At 57.9% G+C, this 13,704-nt stretch carries 7 protein-coding genes; 4 read left to right on the top strand and 3 right to left on the bottom strand.

The window, feature by feature from the left end; all coding sequences use genetic code 11:
• The first annotated feature begins 6 nt into the window (after window positions 1–6).
• The 4 genes from LAP85_08215 to LAP85_08200 all read left to right on the top strand — a co-directional run bounded on the left by LAP85_08215 (window position 7) and on the right by LAP85_08200 (window position 7,572).
• Complete coding sequence (locus LAP85_08215; protein ID MBZ5496372.1) at window positions 7–2,031, top strand: FAD-binding protein; 2,025 nt, start codon at window positions 7–9, stop codon at window positions 2,029–2,031.
• 3 nt (window positions 2,032–2,034) lie between these two features.
• Window positions 2,035–2,853, top strand: coding sequence for a 3-ketoacyl-ACP reductase (locus LAP85_08210; protein MBZ5496371.1), 819 nt, complete (start codon window positions 2,035–2,037; stop codon window positions 2,851–2,853).
• Between the two features lie 165 nt (window positions 2,854–3,018).
• Entirely contained in the window at window positions 3,019–5,049 is a 2,031-nt protein-coding gene (locus tag LAP85_08205) for a hypothetical protein (protein MBZ5496370.1), read from the top strand.
• Window positions 5,050–7,572 carry an alpha-mannosidase gene (locus tag LAP85_08200; GenBank protein ID MBZ5496369.1) on the top strand — a complete coding sequence of 841 codons (2,523 nt, stop codon included), beginning with the start codon at window positions 5,050–5,052 and terminating at the stop codon, window positions 7,570–7,572.
• A gap of 24 nt (window positions 7,573–7,596) precedes the next feature.
• Here LAP85_08200 and LAP85_08195 read toward each other — a convergent pair whose 3' ends face one another.
• From LAP85_08195 to LAP85_08185, 3 genes are all read right to left on the bottom strand, one after another.
• Window positions 7,597–7,998 (bottom strand): hypothetical protein, encoded by a 402-nt coding sequence (locus tag LAP85_08195; protein MBZ5496368.1) that lies wholly within the window; start codon window positions 7,996–7,998, stop codon window positions 7,597–7,599.
• Between the two features lie 368 nt (window positions 7,999–8,366).
• Window positions 8,367–10,370: an NPCBM/NEW2 domain-containing protein gene (locus LAP85_08190; GenBank protein ID MBZ5496367.1), complete on the bottom strand. Its 2,004-nt coding sequence runs from the start codon at window positions 10,368–10,370 to the stop codon at window positions 8,367–8,369.
• Window positions 10,371–10,569: 199 nt separating this feature from the next.
• Window positions 10,570–13,401: a hypothetical protein gene (locus tag LAP85_08185; GenBank protein ID MBZ5496366.1), complete on the bottom strand. Its 2,832-nt coding sequence runs from the start codon at window positions 13,399–13,401 to the stop codon at window positions 10,570–10,572.
• Window positions 13,402–13,704: the final 303 nt, after the last annotated feature.

The following is a 13,704-nucleotide window of genomic DNA, read 5'->3' as shown; positions in this document are numbered from 1 at the left end:
TGGCAGATGCGGGCGAGTACGGTATTGATACAAGGGATTCAATTCCCGGTATTTTCCGTTAACACGCTGGTGGTCGGCAGCGGTGCTGCCGCGCTCAAGGCTTCCCTCAGCCTGTGGGAGCGGAGCCAGAATGCCCTGGCGATCGTCACGGAGAAATGGGGCGGCGGCACATCAAACAATTCGGGTTCAGACAAACAGACCTATTACAAACTCTCCCTGTCTGGCTCAGCTCCGGATTCTCCGCTGGAGATGGCCGGCGACCTTTTCGCCGGCGGCTGTATGCATGGCGATATCGCGTTATGCGAAGCGCAACATTCCGCTCAGGCGTTCTTTGAATTGGTGCAGTTAGGCGTTCCTTTTCCTCACGACCGCTACGGGGGCTATCCCGGATACAGAACCGACCATGATCCCCGGGGACGTGCGACCTCGGCCGGTCCGCTCACCTCCCGTCATATGTTCGAAGCGTTGGCGAAGCGCGTCAGGGATCATGGCATCCCGATTTTCGATCGGCACCAGGTAATCGCCCTTTTGGTGGCACAGGGCCAGAAGCGCAAGAGCGTTATCGGGGCCGTCGCTCTTGATCTCGACGGACTCGAGAGCCCCGGCTACGGCCTGGTCCTGTTCAATGCGGTGAACGTCATTCTGGGCACCGGAGGGCCCGGCGGTCTGTATGAAATGTCGGTATACCCCGAGGACCAGATCGGATCGATCGGGATTGCCCTCCAGATCGGTGCGATTGCCCAGAATCTTACCGAGTCTCAATTCGGTTTGGCATCCCTCAAGCATCGATGGAATGTGTCCGGCTCATACCAGCAGGTGATACCGCGCTATGTGTCCACGGATATGGACGGCAAAGGAGAATGCGATTTTCTGGTTGAGCATTTCCCTGATATGGGAACGATGGCGAGCGCGATATTCCGCAAAGGGTATCAGTGGCCCTTTGATCCGAGAAGGATCGCCGGCTTTGGTTCCTCGCTCATCGACCTTGCCGTATATCAGGAAACCATCCTGCGCGGGCGGAAGGCCTTCCTGGATTTCAGGCATAATCCCTCGCCCGGAGGAACATTGGCCGAGTTCGACTTATCCGATGTTTCTTCGGAGGCGAAGGAATATCTCAAAAGATCCCATGCCCTGCAAGCGACACCCATCGAACGGCTTGCCCGTTTGAACCCGAGGGCAATAGATCTATATCGGGACCACGGCATCGATTTGGCCAGGGAGTATCTGGAAATCGGCGTGTGCGCTCAGCACAACAATGGAGGACTGCGCGCCAATCACTGGTGGGAATCGAATATCAGCCACCTTTTCCCCGTCGGCGAAGTCAATGGTACCCACGGTGTCTATCGTCCCGGCGGCGCCGCGTTGAATGCGGGTCAGGTCGGTGCTCTGCGCGCAGCGATGTACATCGCGCGGAAATATCGATCTGCACCGGCCGATGTTCCGCAATTCGTTTCGGACGCACAGTCGCAGATTGCCGGCATGCTTGAGCGGATCAATCGATGGTTGTCCGTTCCAAGGCAGGCGGGTCAACGCACGTGCACCGAATATGGCCACGAGATCAGGCAGCGGATGAGTCGACACGGCGCTCAGATGCGAAATCCCGATGAAATCCGAGGTGCGATTGAGAACGCCTGGCTTGCCTTTAAAGAAATCAAATCGAACTCCCAAATTGATGATCGAAGGGAAGTGCCGCTTGCATTCAGGACGGTTGAACTCGCATTGACGCACGCTGTGTATCTCGAAGCAATCGGCGAGTATCTGGATCGGGGAGGTAAGAGCCGCGGCTCGTATCTGGTACTGGGCCGGGACGGCGAGCTATCGTGCGGGGACATCGGCGACAGTTGGCGATTTTCAATGGTCGAAAGCGAAGCGTTCGTGAGCCGTCACATCCTGGAACTCGAGATCGATTCCGATTATCGGATTCACAAAAGTTGGGTTCCTGTCCGGCCGATTCCGAAGGTCAACGATTGGTTCGAAAATGTCTGGAAGGACTATCTGGACGGAAAACTATTTGAAGAAACCGAGTCGTAGCCTATGACTGAAACCAATCATGATAAGGGCATTGCAGCAAGAGCGGTAGCCGTCGTTACCGGCGGCGCGCGGGGCATCGGAAGAGCGATCGGCATCGAGTTGGCGCGGAGTGGTTATGACATCGCTGCAATCGACGTCGCCTGGCAGGATCAAGACGATGCGGATACGCTGCGGAGCCTGGAAACAGAACTGGAGCGAAGTGGCGCAGGGTTTTTGCGTCTGCATGGTGATATTGCGGATCTGGGTGCCCATGATGAACTGGTCGGTTCCCTCGTGGACCATACGGGCAGGATCGATCTGCTGGTGAACAATGCAGGCGTAGCGCCTCTGACACGATGCGATATCCTTGATCTGACCCCTGAGAGTTTCGACCGGGTGCTCGCAACCAATCTGCGAGGAACTTTCTTTTTCACTCAACGGATCGCCAGATTGATGATCGGCGCGCGTGCTGCACCTGCAAGACGGCCTCCATGCATCATTTTCATCACGTCGGTTTCTGCTGCGGTTTCATCTCTCAGCCGGGCGGAATACTGCATATCAAAGGCAGGCCTGAGCATGTCGGCGCAGCTTTTTGCCGATCGGCTTTCGGCCCATGACATCCTCGTTTTTGAGATTCGTCCCGGAATTATCTTGACCGCAATGACAGCACCTGTCAGAGAGAAATATGACCGGCTGATCAGTGAGGGGCTGATTCCCCAGAAGCGCTGGGGATCTCCGGAAGATGTGGCGAAAGCAGTTGCCGCACTTGCCGGCGGCGCGTTCGATTTTTCGACCGGCGCCGTGATCGAGGTCAGCGGAGGCATGAACATTCGAAGACTGTAGATGCCCATGAGGCGGTGTGGATTCAGAGTCCCAGGGTCTTTGAGTCTTTGAGCCGGCTTTCACGCGCTCCACATCAAAGGCTCAAATAAAAAACGCGGATACCCATGTGTACCAGCAAGGCCTGGTCGTCTTTTTTCCCGGAGAGCAGCAAAACAGGCGGGCAGAATGATCAATGTCGAAGAGCATGTTTATCACGATGATCCGAACGTGGGTCCTCCTGACGTAAGGACTCGGTTGCGTGATGTCCGCTATTTTTTTATCGGTAACGGATTGATACAAGGTGCGGTTCAGCATGCACCGGCCGGCGAAGGTTCTCCTTACGGTCTGTTGGTGATGAACCCGCGGGAACTCGGAATGAAGAGGGAAGCGCTCTCCTTCGATCCGGATACGGGTATTGAAAAAACGATGCTGTGCATCTGCCGGGGCGGGATCGATTTTCCTTTGGAGAGAACGGATTTGAGTGTCAGCTGGGATAATGACCTTGAATTGCCCCGCGTTCGGGTGGATTGGAGGACAGAGGGGCTGGAGATATCCGAGCTGTTTTATTGTCCTGATCGTTCCACCCCGCGCATCGCCCGTGAAATCCGATTGCTGAATCCGCTGCCTGTTCCAATGCTTTACTCGATCGCAACCGGAATCCGGTCCCAATCGATCTTCCGAAGCGTCCATCTGAATGCAAGATGTGAAAAGGAGCTACTCATCCTCTATTCGATCGACGAAAGCGGGCGGAGAATTGAATTGGAATTCAAGGATCCAAAACCCTCGGATCGCGAGAGCGCTCTATATTGGAGTGAGGCTGCGCAAATACGGTTGGCATCAGCTTCCATCGATCACCTGTTTCAAACCGCCGCCCGGCAATTGCCGGCGGTGATTTCCAGAACCGGCAGGATCGACGCCGGCATCTGGCAATACAACCGGGAATGGGTTCGCGATCAGTCCTTCATGATACACGCGATCATTCTGTGCGGTCACTTTCGGCTTGCCAGAGTAATGCTGACGCGATTACTGCGGGAGTTCATTTCCGACGAGGGATCCGCCGTTGATTCCAGTGAAATACGCGAACCTGCCGACGCTGAACTGGACCAGAATGGAACGCTGCTGCACGTACTCTCTGAGTATGTGCTCTGGACCGGAGATCTCAGCATTGTGGAATCGAACTGGAATCGGATTTTCCTCACGGCCGAGTTTCCCTTACGGCCGGTTTTTCGTGAGCCGGTTTCGGGATTGCTGTTCAATCAACGGGATTACTGGGAGCGGCACAGTATTTACGGCATCGAGCCCGGTATTGAGTTGATGTATCAGGTATTCGTTTCGATCGGGTTGGCGGCCGCCGCCAACCTGGCGCGGAAAATCGGGAAATTTCCGGAAGCGGAGCGTTGGCAGTCGGAGGCGGAGCGATTGAAAGACATGGTTTTGCACCATCCAACTCATGCACTGGTCTGCGAACGGGGACTTTTCAAGCGCCGAGGAATCGATGGTTCCATCCAGGAGTTCATCGTTCCAAAGGCGAATGCCGGCCTGCCGGAGCAGGTGGGACTTGCTCGCGATATTCCACACCCGCTTGATCCTGACAGTGCGTCGGCACTGCCAATCGTACTCGGTTTTGTTTCTCCGGAATCTCAGATTGCCCGCACAACCATGGATCAACTGGAAGCTTTATGGAATCAAGGTTGGAAGATGGGTGGGTATGGCCGCTATCACATGGATTCCGATCCCGATTCTGCCGGGCCGTGGCCATTTGCCTCCCTCTACATTGCCCGAGCCTACCTGGAGCTGCGTGAGTATGAGAAAGTCCAGCGCGTGATCGATTGGCTGGCTTCGTTGCCTCAATATCCGGCGGGCGCCTTTTTCGAGATGTATGGCAATCGAATTGCGCCACCCTACGCGCAAAACGGGATCGTGCCCTGGAATTGGGCTGAAGTCGTCATGCTGGTCGTCAAAAACATAATGGGATTCCAGCCGGAGGAGAACTCAATCCGAATTCGTCCGCGCTTGCTTCCGGGATTGAACTATGTCGAGGGAAGCATGCCATTCCGGGAGCGCCGCATAGGATTCACCTTCTCCCAGGATGACCTGATCGATAGACCGCAATTTCATATCAACTCGAGTCCGGTCAAGGCGGATGGCGAATCTGTGAGGATTCCCTTTGTAGGTGAAGACATCTTTATAGAGGGAAGGATCCCGCAAGGCGCATGAATGGATATGAATAAAACCTCGGAAAAGAAACTCTACCTCGTCTGTAACGCCCACCTGGACCCGGTATGGTTATGGAATTGGGAAGAAGGGCTGGCCGAGACGCTGTCGACATTCCGGATGGCCGCGCGTTTTTGCGAGGAGTTCGACAGCTTCGTGTTTTGTCACAACGAGGCGTTGCTCTATCTATGGGTGGAGGAACACGAGCCGGAACTGTTTCGCAGGATCCAACAACTGGTTGCCGCAAAGAAATGGCACATCATGGGGGGCTGGTACCTGCAGCCAGACTGCAATCTTCCGTGTGGCGAATCGTTCGTGCGCCAGATTTTGGCCGGCAAACGATACTTTCTGAAAAAGTTCGGGGTCGAACCGACGGTCGGGGTAAACCTGGATCCATTCGGGCACTCACGCGGCTTAGTGCAGATTCTCGTCAAATCCGGTTACCGGGGATACCTGTTTTGCCGGCCGGGAGAAAGCACATTTGCGCTGGATAATCCCGACTTTGTCTGGGTGGGATATAACAGATCGGAGATACTCTGCCATCGTCCGCCGGACCATTACAATTCTGAATCGGGCAAGGCCGGTGCGAAGGTTCAAAAATGGCTCGATGCAAATTCCGATCGGTGCGTCGGCTTGTTGCTGTGGGGAATCGGTAATCATGGTGGCGGCCCGTCGCGCGAGGATTTACTGCAGATCGCTCGTCTGCGATCGGAAGAAACCCGGCGAACCATCGAACACGGGACCCCTGAAGAATACTTTGACTGGCTGCAATCCCGTGTGGATTCGTTGAATCGTGTCAGGACAGGATTGAATCCCTGGGGAGTAGGTTGCTATACCTCCATGGCGCGGGTCAAAGGCAAGCACCGCCAACTCGAGAATGCTTTCTTCATGACCGAGCGCATGGCGATGAATGCGTTTCTGCAAATTGGTGCCGACTACCCCCAACCTGAGCTTCGCCGGGCCCTGGAGGAATTGCTATTCTGCGAATTTCACGATTCACTATCCGGCACATCAGTCGCCGAAGTGGAAGAATCGGTGCTGCAGAAACTCCACCATAGCCTGGAAATTCTTGCTCGAGTCCGCGCAGACGTATTCTTCAAATTCCTGTCCGGACAACCGGAAGCGGGCGATGGGGAATTTCCCATCTTTGTCTATAATTCGCACCCGCATGATGGTGAGGATACCGTTATTTGTGAGTTTCAGCCTCCAGAACCGAATTTCGATAAGTCCACTTTCTGGAGGCCCGAACTATTTGACGAGCATGGCAACACCATACCTGTTCAGCTTGAAAAAGAGAGCTGTAATATCGCAATCGACCAACGGAAGCGGATCGTTTTCACAAGCCCGCTGCGTGCCTCTGCGATGCACCGATTTTCCTGCCGATTGCGCAAAGTGCCTGTTCTGAATCCTGTGGCAGAGAGGGTCCCGGCAGATGTCGCCAATCTGGTGTTTCAAAACGAGGACTGCCTTGTGGAAATCAACGGTAGTACCGGATTGATCGACCGTTATCGGGTGCGGGGTGAGGAGGTGCTGCGTCACGGCGCATTTTTGCCCATGGTCATGAGAGACAACGCCGATCCCTGGGGAATGAACGTAAGCTCGTTCCGTAATCGCACTGGGATCTTTCGATTAATGACCGGTCAAGAAGCAGCGGAATTTAGCGGCGTCGATTCAGAGACTCTCCCTCCGGTTCGGGTGATCGAACGCGGGCCGGTGCGAAGCGTTGTCGAAGTTATGCTTCGATACAATTTCTCCCGAATGCTGCTACGCTACCGTATTCCTGCGAGAGGAAGTGAGATTGAACTGGAAGTGCGTGTATTCTGGGAGGAGAAGGACCGGATGCTCAAGCTTTCGATCCCGACTCATTATCATGACGGCCGGTGTTTTGGACAGGTGCCATACGGTGTGGAGGAGTTCGCACCCGATGGAGATGAGCAGGTTGCCCAAAAATGGCTGGCAATTCAATCCGCGAATCAGGAATACGCCCTGACAGTGATCAATGATCGAACCTACGGTTTTGATTTCAAAGATGGGGAACTGCGTCTCTCACTGCTTCGATCTGCGGCCTATTCCGGACACCCGATAAATGACCTCACGCCGATTGTGCGGCAGGATCGTTTCGAAGCCCGCATGGATCAGGGAGAGCACAAGTTTACCTTCTGGATGAATTGTGGCCCGGCGCATGATCGATTTGAGCGGATATCTAAGGAAGCCGGCTTTAAAAATGAGCCGTGTCTCGCACTTTGTGTGTTTCCTTCCGGAGGAGGGGAGATGCCCGTCGCTGGAATTCGCTTGTCAAATCCGGCAATACAGCTCGGGGCGTGGAAGTTGTCCGAAGACGGAAAGCACATCATTCTGCGTCTCTTTGAAACAACCGGCCGCCCCCAGCCCGTGATCGTCACAATTCCGGCTCTGGCCATAGAACATCCCATTGAACTGCGCGCATTCGAGCTGAAATCTTTTGCCGTTGATCGGTCCGCCAGGACCTTCCATGAAGTTGACTTGATGGAACGTTCCTCTACGTAATTATGCTTACCACTGAGAGAGGACTCAATCGCCTTTATAGAGATAGGGGACGGCGAACGTCCAGAGGAGGACGGCGATATAGGCAACACCTTTGTCACTTAGTTGAAAATCCAGAATGTTTGCGCCAATCGCATAGACCCAGATTACGAACGATACCGCCGAGACCCCCACGCCCCACCACTGAACCCTTTTGGCTGGTTCGCTCGTGCCCAAGATGCGACTGACAAACACAAGCGCCAGACAAATGAGCGACCAGATTCCGAGCCATTTTTCGGCGTAGCCCTTGCCCGCGACGAAGATGCCGATGACTTCGGATGGAATCAATTTGACAAGCCGCGCCATGTACATGTCGCCTGGGGCTTGTCTGCCTTCCGTTACATCGGCACCAGCTGTTTGTAACTTGCGAATCCGAAGCGGCGCTCGCATGATTCCTCCTTCTTGAAGGATTGTGATCCAATTGGATCGGTCGACGTTCTGCGTTATTTATCAGGATTTCGCCCGGAGCCTTGCAGCGGAGTAAGCTGCGAGGAGATCGGCTTCATATGGCAACAAATCCCCCCTTGAACATGTTCAACGCTCCATTCAATGCTTTCTCAGATCGGGCGGCCGGGGAGAGGAAGCGCAGCTTTCGCAATGCCCGGGGCGGGCTTGAACTCGATGATGTTCGGCAAGCCCCCCTCGTCCGGCACTCTCATCCGGTGGGTTCGAATGTCCTGATCTCAGGATGCCCTTGTGCAATCACGAAATACACAAATTCCGTTTCGTGTATTTCGTGGCTTCTGAGTTACCGGGGATTATTTCCGCGACGGCTGTCCGATCTTGACGAGCACGGCGCCATGCCGGGGCACGGTTGCCGAGAACTCATTGCTCGCGCTGCCGAGATTCTTTTGCAGCCACAGGTCGCGCACCGGCTGACTGCCTTTCAGACCCAGGTCGGAGAACCTGGCTGTGACTCGGGTCGCCTCGGGACCACGGTTGAACAAGCCGACAGCCATGGTCCCGTCCGAGAGCGGCCGCGCCCAGATTTCGGTCCGGCCGTCGCCGACGATGCGTCCGGCCGGTCTGCCGAGCACATCCTGGCTTACGGCCAACACCTCGCGATTGCCCAGCAGATCGATGGTGAAACGCTCGAGCCGGGACATGTCCGCGCCTATCAGCATCGGGGCCGCCTGCAGAGTCCACAGCGTGATATGCGTGATCTGCTCGTTCGGCGTCAGCCTGCTGTCGCGGAGGTCGCGCCCCCAGCCGACCTTTCCCACCACGAGCATATCCGTGTCGTTCCAGTGGCCCGGCCCTGCGTACTTCTCGCGCCCGGTCTGGGCAAAACCGATGCCCGCCATGCTGGACCACGTGTCGGTGATGTCGCCGGTCATACGCCAGAGGTTGCCTCCCACCTGCTCTCCCCATTCCCACACATTCCCCGCGCCATACTGGCAAAGGCTGTAGACGACATCACGGGAGAGTTTGTCGAGCGCGGAGCGCATCACCCGATAGGGCTTCTGGCGATCTTCGAGGGTCGGATTCGGCGCGATCTCGCTGTAGGAGCACCAGTCGTACTTCAGGTAATCGAAGCCCCACTTCGCGTACGTCGCCGCATCCTGTTCCTCGTGCTGCCAGCTGCCGGCGTACTTCTGCTGGCAGGTGCGCGGCCCGGGAGATGAGTAGATGCCGATCTTCAGCCCCTTGCTGTGAACGTAGTCGGCGAGCGCCTTCATATCAGGAAACTTCTCGTTGGTGGTGATCTCGCCGTTGGCGTCGCGGGATCCCTCCCACGCGTCATCGATGTTGATGTAAGTGTAGCCCTGCGCCGCCAGTCCGCTGCTCACCATGCCGTCAGCGGCCGCACGCACCTTCGCGTCGTCAACGACACCACCCCAGACGTTCCACGAATTCCATCCCAGCGGCGGTGTCAGCGCCAGCGTGCGGTCACCACCGACGATCGTCAGCGTACTCGTCGCCTTCCCCCTGGGACCGTTCACAGTCAGCTCGACGACGGTTTTTCCCGCCTGCTTCAATGTACCCGTAATGATGCCTGTCTTCGGATCGAGAGTGAGGCCGGTGGGCAGATTCTTTGCCGCGAAAGTCAGCGGCCCGTCGCCCGAGGCGGGGATCAGGAAGAGGAAGGGCCGGCCCGGCGTTGCACCGGTAACGCGCGGTTCATTTATGCTGGTCTGCGGGGTTCGGCTTGGCGCGATGGCAGGCGGAGGCTCGATCGGCAAAACAATCGTCTCCGGCCGCCCTTGGGTTCCTTCTGCGAGCACGATCAACGCGCCGCCCCAGTCTGCGGAGTCGTCACGCGTGCCGTCGCCGCCGTCGCCCACCGCAAGTATCAGGCGCTTGGCGCCTCTCAGATCAACGGAGAGCAGTTTGGGCGCATCACCGCTCTTCATGAGCCCCGAATCGGCAGCCTTCTTGCCGTCGATCCACACATCGAAGGTCACCGAGCCCTGGCCGGACTTGCGCTCATCGTCGATGCCGACCATGGCCATGAACCGGATCGCCTGTCCTTTGAGATCGATCGCCAGGTCCGCGTTGGCCTGAAGCGGGACGGCGTGCGGGTAGACGGCGCCGCCGAGCGAGAAGGTCAGGGGCGGAGGCGGTGTTGCCTGGCCGCGTGCTGCGCGAGGCCGGCGGATGGATGCTCTGGCAAGGTCGAGACTGTCGACCCAGACCGCATTTGCCGGAGGGTCCGCCTTCTGAAGAACCGCGGCATCCTGGACGCCTGCCGACTTTAAGCCCAAGGTAGCTGTGAGTACCAGCTCGACACTTAGAATGAAGACGATTCTCGCCGTTTTCATAGAATTGTTCTCCCTGCCGCCTGCGTCCGAGCCCGGGTTCTTAGATCCACGACCGCGGTGAAGCGACGTTTTTCCCGCTCTGATCCTGAGTCTCGACACGCGATCCGCGTATCGAGTTGTGAGACTTATAAGACGTCCTATCTTGCCGTACAAGGGAATTGCGATGTCTTCCCGGATGGGAGTGATCTTCATGAAACTGTCATTGTTTCAGCAAAGGATCCGGCCTCAGCTCAAGCGTTCCGGTCGCCGTGCTGTTGCCGAGTGTGAGCCTCAGCGAGTAGGTGCCCGGCACCGGACGAGCGGTACCGGCGCCTCTTTGACCCCCGCTCTCCGACGCGGTGGCACCAGCACCACCGGCACCGCGCCCGCCGCGCTGGCCTTGGGGCGTGCCGCCCGCTGCTCCGTCGAAGCGCCCGTCCCAGGCGTACCGGATGATGCCCGGCCTGGCCGGGACTGCGAGCTTGCGCGACCGGCCATCGGGGCTCGTGATCTCGACCGTGGCCGTGCCGGTCGCGCCGGCTCCCAGATAGAAGGTGATGAGCGGCGTGTTCACGAGATGCGTGCGATCGCGCTGAGCCAGGTTGATCTGTTGAACATACGGCGGATTCTGGCCCGCGTAGGTGTTATCGCCCATTTGGCCGGTGCGGCTTTGATCCTCCCAGATCGTCGCCGGACGTTGAACGAACAGATGCGCCGGCTTGGCCGCGAGCGCCGGGCGCCACTCCTCGAGCGCGGTGATGTCGTCGAGGATGTAGATGCCGCGCCCGTGCGTGCCGATGATGACGTCCCGGTCGCGCGGATGAATGACGATGTCATACACTGCAACGGTCGGCAGGCCATTCATCATCGGGCGCCATGAGTGCCCTCGGTCCAACGACACCTGCAATCCGAACTCGGTGCCTACGAACAGCAGGTCCGGGTTCCTTGCGTCTTCTTCCACAACGTAGACCGGCTGACCGGGTGCGAGGCCGGCCGACAGGCTCACCCACGTCTTGCCTCCGTCGGTGGTTCTGAATAACCACGCCGCGCGGTTGTCGCTTCTGTGGCCGTCGAAAGAGACGTACGCTGTATTCGCATCGACGGCCGACGCCGCCACGCGGCTCACACACAACCCCTTCGGCACGTCCGGAATAGCCGCGTCGACCTCGGTCCAGTTCGCGCCGCCATCGCGCGTCACCCAGACATTGCCGTCGTCGGTGCCTGCCCAGATCAGCCCCCTGGCCACCGGCGACTCGGAAATCGAGTAGATCGTTGCGTAGGCCTCTGCGCCCGTATTTTCAGGTGTGAGCCCGCCCGAGCCCCGCTGATTCCTGGCAGGATCGTTTTTCGTCAGGTCAGGGCTGACGATCTGCCATGTCAGGCCCTTGTCTGTGGTCTTCAGCAGATAGTTGGTGCCGTAATACACGACCTTGGGATCGTGCGGCGAGATGATGAAAGGAGTCGTCCAATTGAATCGGAGCGCCTGAGAGGCGTCTGGCGCGGATGGATCCTTGCCCGTCCTCTCCTGGAAGTTGACGATGTTGCGCGGCGTCGCCCGGCGTGCCGTGTCCGTGTGGCTGATAGGATCCACGACCCGGAACGAGCCTTGAGTCCCCTCCGAATACACCGTGCGCCAGTCGGTGGGATCGATCGCCACGTACTGGCCGTCGTCCCAGTGCATCTTCCATGCGGCATCGTTGCGGATGCCGAGGGCATCGCGGGTAAAGCTCCTGGTCGCCCACGAGCCGTTGTCCTGCAACCCGCCATAGACGGCATACGGCTCGCGCAGGTCGGCGTTGACCTTGTAGAACTGCGCAATCGGCAGGTTGTCAAAAAAGATGAACGTCGCACCGTGATCATGCGTGAGCGCCAGCCCCTTGTCGTCGCCAAGGTAGAAGCGATCCTTGATTGCCGGATCGATCCACATTGCGTGGTGATCGTAGTTCGGCCCGAATGGGGCCGGCGCCTGTGCGAAAGTCTTGCCGCCGTCCTTCGACCACTGAAAGCTCGTCGTCAATACGTACACCAGCTGATCGTCCGAGGGGTTGATGCGAATCTGGCTGTAGTAGAACGGGCGGTTATTGTACCGGTTGAGGTATTGCCAGCTCTCGCCGCCGTCCTCGGATCGATAGATACCCGAGCCGAGCTTGGTCATATCGGCGTATTCCGGGGATCCTCGCTGCGGCCGGAAGCCATGCTCGACGATCGCCATGATGATTTTTGGATTCTTACGATACACATTAATGCCAATGCGTCCCGTGTCGCCCGCCGGCAGCCCCTTCGTCAGTTTCTGCCATGTCCTGCCGCCGTCGGTCGTCTTGAAGATGCCGCCGTTCGGGCCGCCGCTGTCAAAGCGCCACGGCGTGCGCAGCCGCTGATAAAACGCAGCATAAAGCACTTCCGGGTTGCCGGGATCCATGGCGAGATCGGTTGCGCCGCTCTTGCCGTCGTTGGGCAAACCGTTCGTAAGTTTCTGCCACGTTCTGCCGCCGTCGACCGTCTTGAAGACCCCGCGATCGCCTGTATAGCCCCAGAGATTGCCGACGGCCGCAACATAGACGATGTCGGGATCGGCCGGATGCGTCACGACGCGTGCGATCTGGAAGGTGTCCTTGAGTCCGGCGTTTTGGAAGGTCTGGCCGCCGTCGCTCGACTTGTAGATGCCGTCGCCCCAGGCGACGCTATTGCGATTGTTGGCTTCGCCGGTGCCGACCCACAAGATCCGCGGGTCCTTCTGAAAGATCGCGATGTCGCCGATCGACGAGGCGCCGTAATGATCGAAGATGGGCGTCCAGGTTGTGCCGGCGTTGGTTGTTTTCCAGACGCCCCCTGATGCGGCTGCCGCGATAGCAAAGCGGAAGTCGGCATCGAGTGCCTCCACGTCCGTGATCCGGCCGCCGGCGGCGCCCGGCCCGATGCTCCGCCACTTATAGTCGGTAAGGAGGGTCGATATGAGATCGGGCGCCTGGGCCATGACGCGCGGTCCCTCAGCCGCCGCACTGAGCAAGATGGTGCCCACAATCGCTGAGATGATGTGAATGGACTTTTTCATGGTTACCCCCGGCGGGCTCGAATTCGTTTCATCGGCTTTCCCGCACGCCGCAGCATCGCGCAACGGTTATTGCGGGCCGATAATGATCCAAACGAAACGCATCTTGAATGTGCCGCCCGACTGTGGCGCTTCCTCCGCAGACCGCAAGCAGCGGTCAGATCAACTCCGCTGATGGTCCTGGTCCCGGCACCTGGCGGATTTTACACCCATAAGGTTGCCGCAGGTGTCGATTTTGCAAAAGAAACCGCGGGGAGGCCCCAAGCCGTCGTGGCGGCACAGGAGCGGTGGACCTGCAGCGGCCAC

Source organism: Terriglobia bacterium (genome assembly GCA_020072565.1).
Lineage (GTDB): Bacteria > Acidobacteriota > UBA6911 > UBA6911 > UBA6911 > JAFNAG01.
Note: the sequence above shows the minus strand (reverse complement) of the source record. Positions and strands in the feature narration are given on the sequence as shown.